At 71.3% G+C, this 17,623-nt stretch carries 16 protein-coding genes and 1 riboswitch; of the genes, 9 read left to right on the forward strand and 7 right to left on the reverse strand.

Going from position 1 to position 17,623, the window contains the following annotated elements; translation table 11 throughout:
- Positions 1–33: 33 nt before the first annotated feature.
- Complete coding sequence (locus ACFVYR_RS09225) at positions 34–477, reverse strand: DUF3093 domain-containing protein (RefSeq protein WP_384252640.1); 444 nt, start codon at positions 475–477, stop codon at positions 34–36.
- Positions 478–686: 209 nt separating this feature from the next.
- Between ACFVYR_RS09225 and ACFVYR_RS09230 the strand changes: the two genes are divergently transcribed.
- Complete coding sequence (locus ACFVYR_RS09230) at positions 687–3,497, forward strand: hypothetical protein (RefSeq protein WP_384252637.1); 2,811 nt, start codon at positions 687–689, stop codon at positions 3,495–3,497.
- Between the two features lie 101 nt (positions 3,498–3,598).
- Here the strand turns inward: ACFVYR_RS09230 and ACFVYR_RS09235 are convergent, their stop codons facing one another.
- Entirely contained in the window at positions 3,599–3,991 is a 393-nt protein-coding gene (locus ACFVYR_RS09235) for a signal peptidase I (protein ID WP_384252634.1), read from the reverse strand.
- Positions 3,992–4,138: 147 nt separating this feature from the next.
- Between ACFVYR_RS09235 and ACFVYR_RS09240 the strand changes: the two genes are divergently transcribed.
- The gene (locus ACFVYR_RS09240; RefSeq protein WP_384252631.1) at positions 4,139–5,764 is read left to right on the forward strand and encodes a class I adenylate-forming enzyme family protein; all 1,626 of its coding nucleotides are present in this window, start codon (positions 4,139–4,141) and stop codon (positions 5,762–5,764) included.
- Positions 5,765–5,798: 34 nt separating this feature from the next.
- Here ACFVYR_RS09240 and ACFVYR_RS09245 read toward each other — a convergent pair whose 3' ends face one another.
- Together ACFVYR_RS09245 and ACFVYR_RS09250 are read right to left on the reverse strand one after the other, a co-directional pair.
- On the reverse strand, positions 5,799–5,945 hold the full coding sequence (locus ACFVYR_RS09245) for a hypothetical protein (protein WP_384252628.1): 147 nt from the start codon (positions 5,943–5,945) through the stop codon (positions 5,799–5,801).
- Positions 5,926–6,633, reverse strand: a complete 708-nt coding sequence (locus ACFVYR_RS09250; RefSeq protein ID WP_384253001.1) for an alpha/beta fold hydrolase — start codon at positions 6,631–6,633, stop codon at positions 5,926–5,928. The genes ACFVYR_RS09245 and ACFVYR_RS09250 overlap by 20 nt, the downstream gene beginning before the upstream one ends.
- A 349-nt stretch (positions 6,634–6,982) precedes the next feature.
- On the opposite strand from ACFVYR_RS09250, the gene ACFVYR_RS09255 reads away from it, so the two are divergent.
- Entirely contained in the window at positions 6,983–7,480 is a 498-nt protein-coding gene (locus tag ACFVYR_RS09255; protein ID WP_384252625.1) for a GNAT family N-acetyltransferase, read from the forward strand.
- A gap of 17 nt (positions 7,481–7,497) precedes the next feature.
- Here ACFVYR_RS09255 and ACFVYR_RS09260 read toward each other — a convergent pair whose 3' ends face one another.
- Complete coding sequence (locus ACFVYR_RS09260; protein WP_384252622.1) at positions 7,498–8,334, reverse strand: hypothetical protein; 837 nt, start codon at positions 8,332–8,334, stop codon at positions 7,498–7,500.
- A gap of 152 nt (positions 8,335–8,486) precedes the next feature.
- On the opposite strand from ACFVYR_RS09260, the gene ACFVYR_RS09265 reads away from it, so the two are divergent.
- Complete coding sequence (locus ACFVYR_RS09265) at positions 8,487–9,218, forward strand: class I SAM-dependent methyltransferase (protein ID WP_384252619.1); 732 nt, start codon at positions 8,487–8,489, stop codon at positions 9,216–9,218.
- Positions 9,219–9,269: 51 nt separating this feature from the next.
- Here ACFVYR_RS09265 and ACFVYR_RS09270 read toward each other — a convergent pair whose 3' ends face one another.
- Both ACFVYR_RS09270 and ACFVYR_RS09275 read right to left on the reverse strand, forming a co-directional pair.
- Entirely contained in the window at positions 9,270–9,746 is a 477-nt protein-coding gene (locus tag ACFVYR_RS09270) for a VOC family protein (protein ID WP_384252617.1), read from the reverse strand.
- 145 nt (positions 9,747–9,891) lie between these two features.
- The gene (locus ACFVYR_RS09275) at positions 9,892–10,674 is read right to left on the reverse strand and encodes an arylamine N-acetyltransferase (RefSeq protein WP_384252614.1); all 783 of its coding nucleotides are present in this window, start codon (positions 10,672–10,674) and stop codon (positions 9,892–9,894) included.
- 471 nt (positions 10,675–11,145) lie between these two features.
- Here ACFVYR_RS09275 and ACFVYR_RS09280 point away from each other — a divergent pair, with 471 nt between their 5' ends.
- The 5 genes from ACFVYR_RS09280 to ACFVYR_RS09300 all read left to right on the forward strand — a co-directional run bounded on the left by ACFVYR_RS09280 (position 11,146) and on the right by ACFVYR_RS09300 (position 17,495).
- On the forward strand, positions 11,146–13,368 hold the full coding sequence (locus tag ACFVYR_RS09280) for an MMPL family transporter (RefSeq protein ID WP_384252612.1): 2,223 nt from the start codon (positions 11,146–11,148) through the stop codon (positions 13,366–13,368).
- 228 nt (positions 13,369–13,596) lie between these two features.
- On the forward strand, positions 13,597–14,397 hold the full coding sequence (locus ACFVYR_RS09285; protein WP_384252610.1) for a PTS sugar transporter subunit IIA: 801 nt from the start codon (positions 13,597–13,599) through the stop codon (positions 14,395–14,397).
- Positions 14,398–14,487: 90 nt separating this feature from the next.
- Entirely contained in the window at positions 14,488–16,062 is a 1,575-nt protein-coding gene (locus ACFVYR_RS09290; protein WP_384252608.1) for a PTS ascorbate transporter subunit IIC, read from the forward strand.
- Between the two features lie 107 nt (positions 16,063–16,169).
- Positions 16,170–16,354: riboswitch (cobalamin riboswitch) on the forward strand.
- A gap of 29 nt (positions 16,355–16,383) precedes the next feature.
- Positions 16,384–17,109, forward strand: coding sequence for an energy-coupling factor ABC transporter permease (locus ACFVYR_RS09295; RefSeq protein ID WP_384252605.1), 726 nt, complete (start codon positions 16,384–16,386; stop codon positions 17,107–17,109).
- Positions 17,109–17,495 carry an energy-coupling factor ABC transporter substrate-binding protein gene (locus ACFVYR_RS09300; protein WP_384252602.1) on the forward strand — a complete coding sequence of 129 codons (387 nt, stop codon included), beginning with the start codon at positions 17,109–17,111 and terminating at the stop codon, positions 17,493–17,495. The genes ACFVYR_RS09295 and ACFVYR_RS09300 overlap by 1 nt, the downstream gene beginning before the upstream one ends.
- Positions 17,496–17,623: the final 128 nt, after the last annotated feature.

Here is a 17,623-nt window from a genome sequence, read left to right on the forward strand (position 1 = left end):
GCTCCGGTCCAGGGCGAGGCGGCGGCGCGCCGGTCAGCCGCGCGAGAACGCCAGCACGGCCGCCAGGTTCATCGGCTGCCGTGTCGACACATAGACATACGGCGCGCCTCCCCAGGAGTTGCGCAACTCGATGCGCAGCGCGGTCGGGACGTAGGAACGCAGGAGCAGCAGCGCGTACGGATTCGCCCTGACCGTGCGCCACTCGAAGGCCTCGCGCTCGTCGAGGATCTCCGTCGTGCCGAGCGCCTCGATGGGAATGACCCGCTTGCCGATGACGAGGGAGCCCGGCGTCACGAGGATGCGCACACTGCCGTGTACGTGCACGATCGCGGCGGACACCGCGATGCCGACCGCGGCCACCGTGACCGCGGCGAACACGCCGAAAGGCATCGCCCCCACCGCCAACCCCGCCCCGCCGAGCGCGATCAGTCCCCACCAGGAGCGGGGCACGCTCAGCCGCTCTTCGTAGATGTGCATGACCGCATCCTGGCAGGCAGTCCCCCCGCCTCGGGCAGGGGGCTCCCGTGGCGCGCCCCTCTCCTGTGCGTCACCCGTCTCTCGCTGCCCGTGATTTTTGCTCGCGCGTGCTGCCCATGGGTACCGAGAGGCAACTCATGGCCATCGTTTTCCGTCATCGAAGGAGTAAGCGGGGCACATGAGTTCGTCCGTGCGCCCTGATGTGTGTGATGACGAGGAGGACCACGTTGAGAGGTGTCGCACGCGTGGCGACCACGGCCTTGGCGGTGCTCGCGCTCGCGGCGGTCTCGCCGGGCGCAGCGCAGGCCGGGCCGACCGCCGGCTCCCCGCCTCCGGCGCCCGCGTCGGCCGGGAGTGACGGCAAGGGCCTGCCGGAGGGCTGGCGGCTGACCGGTGAGGGCGCGGGCGAACAGCTCGTGTGGGCCTCGCCCGACCCCGTGCCCATGGGGGACGCTCGGATCGAGTTCTACTCGGGCGACAAGCTCCTCGGCCACCCCGTGGCCGCGCGGGACCGACGCTCGTTCCGGCTGCCGCTGAACGGCGCGCGCCTCGGTGACGCCAAGAAGCTGAAGGTACTTGCGGCAGGACGCCGCCTGGACGAGGCCGGGGCCGACGAGCGGTCGCGCGGTCGCCTCGCCGCGCCGCCGACGGGCTCCGCGGCGCTTCCGCCCGCGAACAAGGTCGACCCCGGAGTCCCGGGCCGCTACCGCACCGTCACGGGTGAGTACGCGCTCAAGTCGGTACGCCTGCCCGGGTTCCCGGCCCCGGTGGAGATGCGGGCCAAGGTGGTCGGCCCCGCCGACGCGCCCGGCAAGCGGCCGCTGGCCCTCTTCCTGCACGGCCGCCACTACACCTGCTACGGCGCGGGGGACGGGGAGGGCATGGGCTGGCCCTGCACGGGCGGTACGAAGCCGGTGCCGAGCCACGCGGGCTACCTGCGCGCCCAGAAGCTCCTGGCCTCGCAGGGGTACGTCACGGTGTCCATCGCAGCCAACGGCATCAACGGCCAGGACGACGTCGCCGAGGACGGTGGCGCGCAGGCCCGTTCGTCGCTGGTGCGGCTGCACCTCGCCCGCTGGGCACAGTGGGCCGACAAGCGGTCGACCGCCCCGGCCGCGGTGCGCGCCGTCGCACCGGCGGACCTGTCCCGCGTCCTCCTCGTCGGACACTCCCGGGGTGGCGAAGGCGTCAACCGCGCCGCGCTGGACAGCCTCTACCGACCGCCCGCCGACCAGGACGGGTACCGCGGACCGGTGCGCTGGAAGATACGCGGCAACGTCCTGATAGGCCCCACCGTCTTCGGGCAGAACCCGGTCCCCGACGTCCCCTCCACGACGATCCTGCCGGGCTGCGACGGCGACGTGTCCGATCTGCAGGGCGAGATCTACGTCGACGGCACGCGCGGCGTCAGCCGCGGCGCCGCCCTGCACAGTGCCGCCTACGTGGTCGGCGCCAACCACAACTTCTTCAACAGCGAGTGGACCCCAGGGCAGGCCACCGCGCCCGCCGAGGACGACTTCTCCTCCGAGGGCGGCTCCGACCCGGTCTGCTCGAAGGGCACCGCGACCCGGCTGACCGCCTCGCAGCAGCAGGCCGCCGGCGCCACCTACATAGCCGCGGCGGCCCGGCTGTTCGTCGCGGGCGACGACCGGGTACGTCCCCTCCTCGACGGCTCGGACCGGCGCGCCCCCTCGGCGGGCCCCGCGCGGGTGCTGACCCACGCCGTCGGCGCGCACCGCACGGGGGCGCTGCTGCCGGACTCCTCGACGAAGGTCACGGGCGGCCGGGTGTGCGCCCAGGTGGCCGCGGACGCGGCCCACGCCTGCCTGCCTGACGGGGCGTCCGGGTCCTCACCGCACTTCGCCCGCTGGGAGGTCGCCCCGGAACCGGGCCGTGACGCCGTGGCCATGAGCTGGTCGCGGGCGGGTTCACCGGTGCGGGTGAGTCCGGCGCGCCCGGTCTCCCTGGCGAAGGCCAAGGACGTGGCGCTGCGGGTGATCGTTCCGCCCAACACCACGGGGACCCGCCTCGACGTGTCCCTCGTCGACGCCTCGGGCCGACGGGCGAAGCTCGGCGGGGTCCGGGTCGACGGACTGCCGGGCAGCGACCGGACCGCTTCCTACTGGGGGCGCGAGGTCCGGGTACCGCTGTCGGCGGCGGTCCGGGGCAAGCTGGACCTCAAGCACGTGAAGTCCCTCGAACTCACCCCGCGCACCGGCTCCGGCAAGGCGTGGCTGATGGACGCCTGGGGCTGGCGCCCCGGCACCCCCGCGGTGCGGCCCGCCGAGCTGCCGCGGGTCGACATCGGCCGACTGACCGTCGAGGAAGGCGACTCGGGCGTGCGCACCTACCGCGTGCCGGTGTCCGTCTCGGGCAAGGGCAGCGGCCAGGTCCGGCTCTTCCCGCTCGACCCCGCCGAGGGCGGGGCGGCGCCCCGCACGGTGACGGTGCGTGCGGGTGAGCGTGTCGACGTGCCGGTCGAGGTGCGCGGCAACACCCGCTGGGGCGCCGACGTCGCACACGACACGCTCGTCAAGGCGGTGCGCGGCGCGGTCGTCGGCTCCTACCACGGCGGGGTGACGGCCCGGAACGACGACCCGATGCCGAAGGTCACGCTGAAGCCCGTCGCGGACCGGGTCACCGAGGGCAAGTCGCTGACCTGGCGCATGACGCTGTCCGAGCCCGTCGATCTGGACGTGACGGCCAGCCTCTCCTTCCAACCGGTCGAAAGCGGCAAGGAGTTGTCCACCCTGGACGTGGACCCGCGCTGGCTGAAGGAGCAGTTCGGTGTGTCGCCGCGTCCGGAGCGGCCGCTGTCCAAGGTGGGGAACGGCCCGGACGGGGGCCTGTTCCTGACCGTGCCGGCGGGGAAGAAGAGCGCCGAGGTGCGCGTACCCACCGTCAAGGACCGGGTGCGGGAACCGGCCGAATCCCTGAAGGCTCAGCTCTACGTCTACAACGAGAGGTGGGAGCCACAGCCGGGCCCGGTGGTCACCGGAACGGTGCGGGACGCCTCGTAGCGCCTGCCGAAGAGCGGTCGACCCGGCGCCTCCGCCTCGGGTCGACCGCTCCACCACTTGGGTAAGCGGCCATTTCCAGTCGTCATGATTGCTGCCCCGGGTCAGGGCAGCGGTCGCGCCTCGGCTTCGTCCTCCGGTACCGCGTAACCGGGCACGGACGGCCACCGAACGGTCAGCACCACCGACTCCTCCTCCGCGATCCACGAGTGGTCGACCCCGCGCCCCCACACGACGTAATCGCCCTGCTGCTCCAGAAGTACGCTGCGGCCGGGGAGTTCCACGCGGAAGCGGCCGCTGATGAGGACCAGGAGGGCCGTGCGTTCCTCGCCCTCCACCCACCGCAAGCGCTCATCGCCTTTGGGGTGGACACCCCACTTGATCTCCACGGCCTCGCTGTGCCGCGGATCGCCGGGTTCCTTGAAATGCCCCAGGACCCAGCCCCGGTCGAGTGCGGCATCCTTGCCCGCGTTGCCCACATACACGCTGTCGTTCACGTGGCCGGACGCTAGCAGCCGCTCTCCCCGCCGGCTCCCGCCGAGCCGACCGACCGCCTCAAGCCGGGGCATAATACTCCGCCGGTCGATGGCCGAAGTCGCCCCCCGTGACGCCGCGACTCCGGCCGGGCATGTTTGCATATGTTCATGATCGTTAACGCACGGGAAACATTCGAGCCGCGGACGTACGTGGACCAGATCCTGGAGCACTGGCACGAGGACGAGGACGCCGAGGCGCTCGTCCAGGGTGCGCAGCGGCTGACCCGGGGGCAGGCTCGGCGGCGGCTGTTCAGCCTGGGGCACGCCCTTCGTCGGCAGGGGCTCGGGCCCGGCGACGGAGTGGGACTGTTCCTGGCCAACCGCGTGGACTCCGTCCTGGTGCAGCTCGCGGTCCATCTCATCGGCTGCCGCGTCGTGTTCCTGCCGCCGGAGCCGGGGCCGGGCGAACTCGCCGCGCTGGTCGAGCAGTCCAGGGCGCGCGCCGTGGTCACCGACCCGCTCTTCGCCGACCGGGCGGCCGACGCGGCCGGCCGCAGCGTCCACGCACCCGTGCTGCTCAGCCTCGGCCCCTGTGCACAGCGGTGCACGGACCTGCTGGCCGTGGCGGCCGAGTGCCCCACGGAACGCCCCGAGGGCGTGCCCGCCCCCGAGCCGGACGAGGCCGTCACCGTCCTCTACACCGGCGGCACCCTGGGACGCCCCAAGCTCGCCGCGCACAGCCACCGGCTCTACGACGTGCTGACGCACCTGGTGGGGGACGGCTCGGAGGGCTCAGGACCCTCGGTCTTCCCTGCCATGTCCGAGGGCACGGACCGAGTGCTCGCCGCGACGCTGCTCACCCACGGCAGCGGCCATCTCACCTCGCTGCAGGCGCTGGTGACGGGTTCCGTCCTCGTCGTGCTCCCCGAGTTCGAGGCGGGCGCGGCGCTTCAGGTGCTGCGCGATGAGCGGATCACCGCCACCATGTTCGTACCGCCCATGCTGTACGCGCTGCTCGACCACCCGGAGTGCGTCCCCGGCGCACTTCCCGACCTGCGCCGGATCGCCGTCGGCGGCGCGGCCTCCTCGCCCAGCCGCCTGCAGCAGACGGTCGAGCTCTTCGGCCCCGTACTCAGCCAGGGCTACGGGCAGTCGGAGGCGCTCGGCATCGCCGCGTACGGCGCCGAGGAGATCGCCTCGGCGGGCGCCGAGCGGCCCGAGCTCTGGCGCAGCTGCGGTCGCGCCATCGCCGACGTCCAGATCGAGATCCGGGGCGAGGGCAGCACGGAGGCGCTGCCCGCCAGGCAGGTCGGCGAGGTGTGCGTCCGGGGCGAGACGGTCATGCTCGGCTACTACGAGGACCCCGAGCGCACCGCGGAGGCGCTGCGCGACGGCTGGCTGCGCACCGGCGACATGGGCTACCTCGACGCCGACGGGTATCTCTACCTCGTCGACCGGGCCAAGGACATCATCGTCACCGGCAGCACCAGCGACAACGTCTACTCCCGCGTCCTTGAGGACTTCCTGCTCACGCTGCCCGGTGTGCGCAACGCTGCGGCGCTGGGCGTGCCGGACGAGGAGTACGGCGAGGCCGTGCAGATCTTCCTGGCCACGGCCGAGGACGCCGACGTGGACCCGGACGCGGTCGGCGCGGCGGTGACCGCCGAGCTGGGCGAGCTGTACACGCCCCGCAAGACGGTCCTGCTCGACCGGCTGCCGACGACGAAGGTCGGCAAGGTGGACAAGAAGGCGCTGCGCGCAGCGTGGACGGGCGGGGCCCTGCAGACGCGCTAGTTCTCCCGGTCGTACACCTGCCCCCGGCCTTCGGTCACCGCCAGAACTCCCGGAGCGCGACGACGAGTGCTTCGGGCGCCTCCTCGGCGATGTGGTGCCCGGAGGCGATGGGGCCGCCCTCCAGTCGGCCGCCCGCCCAGTCGCGCCAGACGCCCAGCACGTCACCGTAGAGGTCGGTCATGTCGTCGCGGGTGGCCCACAGCACCTGTAGGGGACAGCCGACGCGCCGGCCGGCCCGCCGGTCGGCGTCGTCGTGCTCCCGGTCGATGCCGAGACCGGCCCGGTAGTCCTCGCACATCGCGTGCACGGTGGCCGGGTCGTGGATCGCGCGCCGGTAGTCCTCGTACGCTTCGGCGCCCATCTGCTCGCGGGTGGCCTTGTACCAGGCGTCGGGGTCGGCGTTGATGACGCGTTCGGCGGGCTTGTCGGTCTGGCCGAGGAAGAACCAGTGCCACCAACTCGCGGCGAACGCGGCGTCGCAGCGCCTCCCAGATGGGGACGGCGTCGAGCACACTGAGGGCGGACACGGCCTCGGGATGGTCAAGGGCGAGACGGGTGGCCACGTACGCGCCCCGGTCGTGCCCGACGACGGCGAACCGTTCGTGCCCGAGCCGGCGCATGAGCGCCAGGCAGTCGTCGGCCATGGCGCGCTTGGAGTACGGGCGATGCAGCTCGTCGGTCGGCGGCTTGTCCGACTCGCCGTAGCCCCGCAGGTCGGGGCAGACCACGGTGTGACCGGCCGCGGCCAGCAGCGGGGCCACGCGGTGCCAGGTCGCGTGCGTGCGCGGATGACCGTGCAGAAGCAGCACCGGCGGGCCGCTGCCGCCGTGCCGCACCCTCAGGCGAACGCCGTCGCCCTCACACCGCATCAACTCGAAGCCGTCGAACACGCAGCCTCCTGTATCTCAGACGTCTGCATCTCAGACATATGCATCTCAGACGTCTACATGTCAGACGTCTGCGTCTCGGACACCCGCACCTCAGACATCTACACGTCAGACACCCGCACCTCGGACATCTACACGTCAGACGTCTGCACCTCAGACGTCCATACCTCAGACAACTTCCCCGCCGGCGCCGGCGCCAGCGCCTCTGACGCCACCGCCGTCAACATCCCGGCCCGTCTGCCCCGGAGTGCTCCCTCCATACCTCGGCGCCCGCTCGCTCGGCCCGCGAAATGCAGTCGAGCCCCGGTGGCGGAGTTCGTAAGGTTCTGCCATGCCCACGCCCGTAACAACCCCCGACATCCAGCTCCTTCGCCCCGACCACGCGCCCGCGCTGCTCTCCTTCGAGGAGACGAACCGCGCCTACTTCGCCGCTTCGGTGCCCGACCGCACAGACGCCTACTTCCGCGACTTCGACGACCGCCTGCGCGCACTCATCGCCGAACAGGACGCCGGGATCTGCTACTTCCACGTGCTGGTGGGAGACGGCGGTGAGGTCGTCGGGCGGGTCAACCTGGTCGACGTGGCGGACGGCCGCGCCGACCTCGGCTACCGGATCGCGGAGAAGGCCGCGGGCCGGGGCCTGGCCACCTGGGCCGTCCGACAGGTCTGCGAACTCGCCGTCACCACCTACGGGCTGACGGGACTGCGCGCCGCGACGACGCACGACAACCCGGCCTCCCGAGCCGTGCTGGCCCGCACCGGCTTCGAGCCGGTCGGCGAGGTCCGGCTCTCCGGTAGTCCCGGGATCAGCTACGCCCTGACGTTCTGACGCGCGCGGCCCGGGGATCAGTCGGTGCGCGGCCGCGACTCGTGCAGCCGCGTGTGATAGCGGCCCTCCGACTCGTACCCCGTGGGGTCCGCACCCGCGAGGATCACCTGACGGACGGCGTCGCGACGTTCCTCGGGGCTGGTGAACAGGCGCTGCGCATAGGTCCGCGAGGAGTCCGTCACCGTGGTGAGGCCGTGTGCGGCCAGGGTCTCGGCGATACGGTCGTAGGGCACGGTCCGCAGCACGAACGCACTCACCCACACCGGCTCCCGCGCGCAGCCCAGCAGGGCGTCGAAGGTGCGGTGCGAGATGTAGCCGATACCGCCGGTGACCGTGATCAGGCCGGTGCGGGCGACCGCGCGGCGCAGCCCGTCGCTGGGCGGATGCCGCTCCAGGTTCTCGGCGTACGCCTCGTCGAGCAGTCCCGCGTCGAGTGCGTAGCGGGTGGCGTTCTCCGCCATGTCGAGACCGATGACCGGGGTGGCGTCGAGGCGGCGCCGTGAGGCGTAGAACTCCTTGTCGCGCTCGACGAGTTCGTGCGGAGTGAGGGCCGCCGCCTCGTCGCAGGTGTAGTGCGCGTACAGGTCGGCGAGGGTCAGATCGTGGTTGAGCAGCGCCGCGTTGATGCCGTACGAGCAGCACAGGTCGAGGACGGTCACGGGGCCCTCGCCGCCGGACCGCTGCCGGGCCCGCAGGTCGCGGGTGCGGCGGAACACGGCCTGGGCGTGCTGCGGGATCTCGTACTCGTAGGGCGCCAGCGTCCGGAAGTAGGCGCGCGGGTCCGGCTGGTCGTAGATGTCGTCGAATCGGGTCTTGCCCGATGCGGTCCTTGTCCTGTTCCGGTCTGTGGCCATGGGGCACCTCCGGGAGCGAAGAACGGGTCTGGGGCGAAAGTGCACCTCTACCCGACCCGTACCGCCCCCCGGTAGACCTCCTGGCGCTATCCGGCCACGTCGCCGCCCCGGCGGAGACCCGCGCGGCCGTCCCCCTGGCTACCCTGGAGCCGATGTTCTCCTCCCAGGGTCCCACGCTGCGTGAGCTCGCCGTTCAGGCGCTGTCGTCCACCGAGCACGGGTACGACCTGCTCGCCCCCAAGTTCGACCACACCCCCTTTCGTACGCCTGGCCGGTTCCTGGCGGCGACCGCCGACGTGCTGTGCCCCTTGGGACCCTTCGACGCGGGCCTCGACGTCTGCTGCGGGACCGGCGCGGGCGTCGGGGCGCTGCTGCCGCTGTGCCGCGAACGGATCACCGGTGTGGACTTCAGCGCGGGGATGCTGGCCGCCGCGGCACAGGCGGTGCCCGAGCCCGGCCCCGGCGGCCCCGCGGTCGACTGGGTGCGCGCCGACGCCCGCGCCCTTCCCTTCACCGAGGGCTACGACCTGGCCGTCAGCTTCGGGGCGTTCGGCCACTTCCTGCCCGCCGAGCGGCCCGCCCTGTTCGCCGGCGTCCACCGGGCACTGCGCCCCGGCGGCCTCTTCGCCTTCCCGATCGGCGCACCGCAGGGCTTCACCTCTCGTTGGTACTGGGCGTTGCGCGGTTTCGACGGCGTGATGCGCGTGCGCAACCTGCTGTGGCGCCCGCGGTTCGTCATGTACTACCGGACGTTCCCGCTCGGCGGTGTGCGGGCGGATCTCGTCGACGCGGGGTTCGACGTGCGGCTGCGGCCCCTGGAGGAGTTCGGGCGGCGCGCCGACGGGGCTCCCCACTGGCGCCTCGTGGTGGCGCGAAAGATGTAGGACGGGCCCCGGCCGTGTACCGGCCGGATCTCGCCCGTGCTTCCGGAGCCGCTACACCTTGCCGTCGGCCGCCGCCTCCAGCGCGGCGACGTCCAGCTTCTTCATGCCGAGCATCGCCTGCATGGCGCGCTGGGACCGCTCGGGGTCCGGATCGGTGATGAGCTCGCCGAGCACGGCCGGTACGACCTGCCACGACAGGCCGTACTTGTCCTTCAGCCATCCGCAGGGCCCTTCTTCGCCGCCCTCGGAGAGCTTCGTCCAGTAGTGGTCGACCTCTGCCTGGTCGGCGCAGTCGATGTGGAAGGAGACGGCCTCGTTGAAGGTGAAGTCAGGGCCGCCGTTGATCGCCGTGTAGGACTGCCCGTCCAGCACGAACTCCACCGTCAGGACGGTGCCGGCCGGGCGCGGGGCGCCTTCTCCGTAGTAGGAGACCTTCTTGATCTCAGAGTTCGGGAAGACCGAGACGTAGAACTGGGCGGCCTCCTCGCTCTGCAGGTCGAACCAGAGGTTGGGCGTGATCCTGGGCATGATGCTCTCCTGTCGCGTACGGGCGGTCCTGCCCGCGTTCTCCATGTCCGGCTATGTGGCTCTGCCTATGTGGTTCTGCCTATGTGGACCGTCGCGGTGCCCGGAACTCATCGGCCCGTGCCGACCGGATCGCGTCATCCGCCCGTCAGCGGAGCTCGCGCACGCGCGGCTCCCGTTCGAGCACGATGCCGAAGTGCTGCTCGTACGCCGCGAGCACCTCGGCCTCCGTGGTCAGCTCGGTGGTCTGCCGTTCGCCGGCCACGGTGGTCGTCAGGTTGCGGCCGCTGAGGGTGATGCGGCCGGTGCCGGTCAGGCGGGAACAGACCAGGGACTGCGTGAAGTGGGAGTCGGGCGACGTGCGGTGGTACCAGGCGCCGACCTTGAAATCGGTCAGGGCGCGCGGCCTCGGCTCGGCGAGGTACTGCGGCTTGCCGTCCCGGGAGACCGCCAGATCGCCCTCGGGAGTCTCCGTGACGCGGAACGTACCGTCCGGGTCCGCCTGCTCGCCCCGGTCGCCGAAGGCCAGCGGCAGTTGGCTGTGCGCCCCGAAGCCGACATCCGCCAGCCAGTCGCCGCCGTCCTCGGTGCGTACGCGCAGCGCCAGATGGTCGTAGGGGATGCCGGGCTGCCCCGCGTCGTCGTACACCCGGGCCTGCAGCAGCGCGACGTCGAAACCGAGGCTCGTCAGCAGGGCGGCGAACGCGCCGTTGAGTTCGTAGCAGAAGCCGCCTCGGCGCGCGTCCACGACCTTCGACACCAGTGCCTTGTCGCTGAGTTCGATGTCCTCGTCCAGGTGGATCGAGAGGTTCTCGAAGGGAACGCCGCGCAGGTGTGCCAGGTGCAGGTCGTGCAGGGCCCGCGAGGTGGGGTCGACGGGCCGGTCGGCGCCGATGCGCCGCAGGTACGCGTCGATCTGTTCGGTGTCCATGGAGACCAGTGTGGCGGGGCGGCGGGGAACCCGGCTCGGGCCTCGGACGGCGCCCGCGCCCTCCGTCGGTCCTAGGACTCCGGAACGAGTCAACCGGACGACGAGAACAGGCCATCGGCCGTTCACGCCGTCGCCCGGCACCGATAACGATGCGTGAATGATGCAGGTAAATGGCCGAAGGCGCCGGACGGCAAAAAGGGAATGGGCAATTCCGCGCCAATGATGAAGAAGTCATTGACACGTGACTGCACCCTGTGAACTAGAAAAGGAGATCGGCCCTCCTCCCATGGGATGACTTCGCGCACGGTGCACTACAACGGCCGTGGGCCGATAGTCCGGCTCGCAGGCGGACTTGTTCCGCGCAATCGGCAGTGAGGATGGAGAGGAATCCTGCTGAACACCCTGACGTGCGCCGATCACGGCGGAAGAGGGGCGTTCCTGCTGCCGAACCCGACGGGAGTCCCCTTCGCCGTGGCTACGTTCCTGTACAAACTAGGCCGCCTCGCCTTCCGGCGGCGCCGCTATGTGGCGCTGCTCTGGGTGGTGGCGCTGGCGGGGGCCATCTTCGCCTCCTCGGCCGCCCCCGCCCCGCCCGAGGACTCCTTCTCGATGCCGGGTACGGAGTCGCAGAAGGCCTTCGACCTGCTGGAGAAGCGCTTCCCCGACGCCAGCGCCGAAGGAGCGAGCGCCCGCGTAGTGATCCGCGCCCCCGAAGGGGAGAAGATCGACTCGGCCAAGCCCAAGGCCGAGGTCGAGAAGCTCGTCGCGGCGATAGGCAAGGGCCCGCAGGTGTCGAGCGTCGACGACCCCTACAAGGCCCAGACCGTCAGCAAGGACGGCTCCACCGCCTACACCTCGGTCACCTACAAGGTGGCGGCCACCGAGCTGACCGACAAGGCGCGTGACGCGCTGACCGACGCGACCGACAAGACCCGCGACGCGGGCTTCACGGTGGAGACCGGCGGCGACGCCGTCATGGCCGAACAGGAGATGGGCGGCAGCGCCGAACTCATCGGCATCGCGATCTCCGCGGTCGTCCTGATCCTGACCTTCGGTTCGCTGGTCGCCGCGGGCATGCCGCTCCTCACCGCGCTCATCGGCGTCGGCATCGGCATCTCCGGCATCGCGGCGCTCGGCAGCACTCTCGACCTCTCCGCCACGACCTCCACGCTCGCGATGATGATCGGCCTCGCCGTCGGCATCGACTACGCCCTCTTCATCGTCTCCCGCTTCCGAGCGGAGATCACCGAGGGCCGGACCCCGGAGGAAGCGGCGGGCCGGGCCACCGGAACCGCGGGCTCCGCCGTGGTCTTCGCCGGACTGACCGTCGTCGTCGCCCTCTCGGGCCTCTCGATCGTCAACATCCCCATCCTCACCAAGATGGGCCTGGCCGCGGCAGGCACCGTCGTGATCGCCGTCCTCATCGCGCTCACCATGATCCCCGCGCTGCTCGGCTTCGCCGGCCGCAAGGTGCTGCGCCGCAAGGACCGCAAGAAGTCCGCGAGCGAACTGGCCGACCCGAACGCCAAGCCGAAGCTCGGCACCCGCTGGGCCCGCTTCGTGCTGCGCCACCCGCTCGCCGTGCTCATGGTCGCCGTCATCGGCCTCGGCGCCGTGGCCGTCCCGGCCGCCAGCCTGGAACTCGGTCTGCCGGACGAGGGCACGTCGGCGCCGGACACCACGCAGCGCAAGGCGTACGACATGCTGTCCGAGTCCTTCGGCGCCGGCTTCAACGGCCCGCTGATGGTCACCGTCAGCAAGGACTCCGGCGTGGCGGCCGCCGCCAAGACCGTCGGCGACTCCATCGGCAAGATCAAGGGCGTCGCGACCGTCACCCCGGCCCAGGCCAACAAGGCCGGCGACACCGCCATCATGAACGTCGTCCCGAAGACCGGGCCGAGCGACCACGAGACCGAGGAACTGGTCAAGTCGATCCGCTCGACCGCCGACGGCATCGGATCCGACACCGGCTCCGAGATCCTGGTCACCGGCCAGACCGCGATGACCATCGACTTCTCGCAGACCCTGGACGACGCCCTCCTGCCCTACCTCGGCCTGGTCGTCGGACTCGCCTTCCTGCTCCTGATGCTCGTCTTCCGCTCGGTCCTCGTCCCGCTCAAGGCGGCGCTCGGCTTCCTGCTCTCGGTGGCCGCTGCGCTCGGCGCCGTGGTCGCGGTCTTCCAGTGGGGCTGGCTCGCGGACATCGTGGGCGTCGACCAGCCCGGCCCGATCATGAGCATGATGCCGATCTTCATGATCGGCGTGGTCTTCGGCCTGGCGATGGACTACGAGGTCTTCCTCGTGACGCGGATGCGCGAGGCGTACGTCCACGGGGCGAACTCCGGGGAGTCGGTCGTCACCGGCTTCACCCACGGCGGACGGGTCGTGGCCGCGGCCGCGATCATCATGATCAGCGTCTTCTCCGGCTTCATCATGGAGAACGACGACATGATCAAGATGATGGGCTTCGGTCTCGCCGTCGCCGTCCTCTTCGACGCCTTCGTCGTCCGCATGGCGATCGTGCCCGCGGTCCTCGCCCTGCTCGGCAAGTCCGCCTGGTGGCTGCCGCGCTGGCTGGACAGGCTGCTGCCCAACGTGGACGTGGAGGGCGAGAAGCTGCACAAGAACCTCGGCGACACGGGGTGGCCCGAGGCCGACGAGAAGGACCGCGAGCTCGCCCCCGTGAGCAGGTAGGACCGCACCGTCGAGGACGGGCGTGCCGGTCAAGTACGGGCGGGCTGGTCGGGACATCCCTTCAGAGGGAGTGCCCCGACCGGCCCGCCCGTCTTGGCGGTCCACGTAGACCATCCGGACCTGACCTGACCAGGGGCTAAGGGCATCGGCTCACCGTTGGCGCGGGTGAACGTGGTGCGGCACCGCCCCGTGCGCCCCGGACCTCCTCCGTCGGCGAGAATCATGTGCATGGCAGCGCTGAGCGAGATCCTCCCCGTGGAAGCCGTGCTCCTCGACGCCCCGGCGGCCGACTGGCGCGAGGCCGTCCGGCGCGCCGGTGACCTGATGGTCGCGACGGGCGCCGCCACGGACGCGTACACCGCGGAGATGATCCAGAACGTCCTGGACAACGGTCCCTACATCGTCATCGCGCCCGGACTCGCCTTCGCCCACGCCCGGCCCTCGCCCGCCGTCCTGCGCACCGGCATGTCCTGGGTGCGGCTCGCGGCTCCGGTGGCGTTCGGGCACGAGGCCAACGACCCGGTCGGGCTGGTCGTCGGTCTCGCCGCCGAGGAGGCGTCCGAACACACCGCCGCGATGGGCGGCCTGGCCAGGATGCTCGCCGACCCCGGGACGGCGCGCGCACTGCGGGAAGCGGCGACCCCGCAGGCGGTGCGCGCCATCCTCGTAGGCGGGGGAGCGCAGGCGGGAGCGCGGCAGGAAGAGGACGCGGGGTCGCGGCAGGATGCGGCGCGTGGCGGAGAGCCGCACAAGATCCTGACGGTGTGCGGCAACGGGGTCGGTACGAGTCTCTTCCTCAAGCAGACGCTCGAAGGCGTCCTGGACCACTGGGGGTGGAGCCGGTACGTCACCGTCGAGGCGACCGACACCATCTCGGCCAAGGGCAAGGCCAACGAGGCCGTCGCCATCCTCACCTCGCGGGAGATCGCCGGGGCCCTCGGTGACGTGGGCGTACCGGTGAAGGTCGTCGAGGACTTCACCAGCGCGGCCGAGGCCGACCGCGTGCTCAGGGACACCTACGACGTATGAGGATCACCTACGTCGTCTGAGGGACATCTACGACGCCTGAGGGGCACCTGCGACGTCTGACGGCCCGGCCCCCGGGCAAGGAGAACCACCATGGACCGGCTCGTGTCGATCGCCGAGTTTCTCGTCAACGAGATCCTCAGCCAACCCGCCTACCTCATCGGCCTCATCACGGCCGCGGGCCTGATCGCGCTGCGGAAGCCGACCGGGCAGGTCGTCGGCGGCGCCATCAAGGCGACGCTCGGCTTCCTGCTCATCGGGGCGGGCGCCACGCTCGTCGTCGGCGCCCTCGCCCCGCTCGGCGAGATGATCCAGGGCGCGACCGGAGCGCACGGCGTGATCCCCACCAACGAGGCGATCGTCGGCATCGCGCAGCAGGAGTACGGCGCCCGCGTCGCCTGGCTGATGATCCTCGGGTTCGCCATCAGCCTGGCCCTCGCCCGCTTCACCCCCCTGCGCTACGTGTTCCTGACCGGGCATCACATGCTGTTCATGGCGACCCTGCTGACGATGGTCCTGGCCGTCGCGGGCCGGCCGTCATGGGTCGTGGTCGTCGTCGGCGGAGTCCTGCTCGGCATCCTGCTGGTGGCCCTGCCCGCCTTCGCACACCCCTGGACCAAGCGCGTCACCGGCAACGACAGCGTCGCGATCGGCCACTTCGGGACGGCCGGGTACATCGCGGCGGGCGCGACAGGGCAGTTGGTGGGCAGGCGCAGTCGCAGCACCGAGGAGATGAACCTCCCCGAAGGGCTGCGCTTCCTGCGCGACTCGATGGTGGCGACCGCCCTGTCGATGGTGCTGATCTACGTGATCATGTCCCTGGTCTTCCTCGGGAAGGTGGGAAAGGAGGAGGCGTTCAAGGCGTTCGGCGAGCACGGGGCCGCGGGCGCGAGCGGTGTCGGCGACTACGTCATGCAGTCGGTCATGCAGGGCCTGCAGTTCGGCATCGCCGTCGCCGTGATCCTCTTCGGTGTCCGCACGATCCTCGGTGAACTCGTCCCCGCCTTCCAGGGCATCGCCCGCAAACTGGTGCCCGGCGCGGTGCCCTCCCTCGACGCGCCCATCGTCTTCCCCTATGCACAGAACGCCGTCCTGGTCGGCTTCATCGCCAGCTTCACCGGCGGTCTTGTCAGCCTCGGCCTGCTCGCCTGGGTCTTCCACCCGGCCTTCGGCCTCGCCCTCGTCCTGCCCGGCCTCGTCCCGCACTTCTTCACCGGCGGCGCGGCGGGCGTCTACGGCAACGCGACCGGCGGCCGTCGCGGCGCGGCCCTCGGCGCCTTCGTCAACGGCGTCCTCATCACCCTCCTGCCCGCCCTCCTCCTGAAGGTCCTCGGCGCCTTCGGCGAGGAGAACACGACCTTCGGCGACGCCGACTTCGGCTGGTTCGGCACGCTCACCGGCTACGCGGCCAAGACGGGCGGGACCGGCGGAGTCGTCCTGATGCTGCTGCTCGGCGCGGCGGTCCTGCTCGGCGCGGTCGTCTTCCAGAAGCGCGTCGTGGAGACCGGCTGGGACCCCGGAGCCCACCGCGACGCCCTGCTCCCCACGCACGGGGCGGGCTTGCCGTCGGCGACCGGGACCGCCGCGGGTTCACCCGTTGCGTACGCGAAGATCGCGCCTCCGCGCGGTGCCCCGAAGCCGCCCCCGCCCCTGGGCGACCGGCCCTGAGCAATGCCCGTGTACAGCCTCTGAACAGGGGCGCACGCGGTGGTACACGCGCCCGCGTCTGCCACCCCCACCACCATGGCGCGAGTTGTCAGCAGATCAGTTGCGCACTAATGTCACCACGCCTTGGTGCTCGGGAAATCCGGTGTGATGCCGGTGCGGCCCTCGCCACTGTGATCGGGAAGTCCGGCTCCAGCCCTCGCGGCAGCCACTGGGTGCACACGTACCCGGGAAGGCGGAGTCCGGTCGGTACGACCCGTCAGCCAGGAGACCGGCCAGGGCGCGTTGTCCATCCACGAGGTGCTGGAGAGGGTCTGCCGAGCCATGCACATAGCCGAGGGTTTCCTCCCGCCGGCGCACGCGATCGCCTGGGGCGTAGCGTCCGCGCCGTTCGTCGTCCACGGAGTCCGCTCCCTGACCCGTGAGGTCAAGGAGCACCCGGAGAGCACCCTGCTCCTCGGCGCCTCCGGGGCCTTCACTTTTGTCCTTTCCGCACTGAAGATCCCGTCCGTCACGGGCAGTTGCTCGCACCCGACGGGAACCGGGCTCGGAGCGATCCTGTTCCGGCCACCCATCATGACGGTGCTCGGCACCATCACCCTGCTCTTCCAGGCCCTGCTGCTCGCCCACGGCGGCCTCACCACCCTGGGCGCCAACGTGTTCTCGATGGCGATCGTGGGGCCCTGGGCCGGATACGCGGTCTACCGGCTCCTCAAGCGGTACGACGTGCCGCTCATGGTCGCCGTGTTCTTCGGGGCGTTCGTCGCCGACCTGTCCACGTACTGCGTCACCAGTGTCCAGCTGGCGCTCGCCTTCCCCGACCCCAGCAGCGGGTTCCTCGGCGCGCTGGGGAAGTTCGGCGGCATCTTCGCCGTCACCCAGATCCCCCTCGCGGTCAGCGAAGGGCTGCTCACCGTCCTGGTGATGCGGCTGCTCGTGCAGTCCAGCAAGGGCGAGCTGACCCGGCTCGGCGTGCTGCTGCAGGGCAAGCGGAAGCAGACCGTGACGACGACGACCACGACCACTACGGAGACGGGGGCCAGCGCCTGATGAGCCGGAACGCGAAGATCAACATCCTGCTGGTCGTCGTCGTCGCCGCGCTCGCGGTGCTGCCCCTGGCCCTCGGGCTCGGCGACGACAAGGAAGAACCGTTCACCGGCGCCGACTCGCAGGCCGAGACGGCGATCACCGAGATCGAGCCGGACTACAAGCCGTGGTTCTCCCCGCTGTACGAACCCCCGTCCGGGGAGATCGAATCGGCGCTGTTCGCCCTGCAGGCGGCCCTCGGCGCCGGTGTGCTCGCGTACTACTTCGGGCTGCGCAAGGGGCGCCGCCAGGGCGCGGAGCCGGCGCTAACTCAGCAGGAGCGGACGGAGCAGGCGGCCGGTACGCAGGCCGACGCCGAGGGCGCCCGTCCCGAGACCGAGCAGGTCTGATCCGGCGTGCTGCCCATCGACGCGGGGGCGCCCCCCACGCCCGGGCGCCCCCCCCCCCCCCAGGGGCAGGCCGCGCTGGGGGGCGGGGCCACCCCCCAGGCCCCCAGGCTGACCCCCGGGGCGGGCGG

Origin of the sequence: Streptomyces sp. NPDC058284 (assembly GCF_042881135.1) — a bacterium.
Lineage (GTDB): Bacteria > Actinomycetota > Actinomycetes > Streptomycetales > Streptomycetaceae > Streptomyces.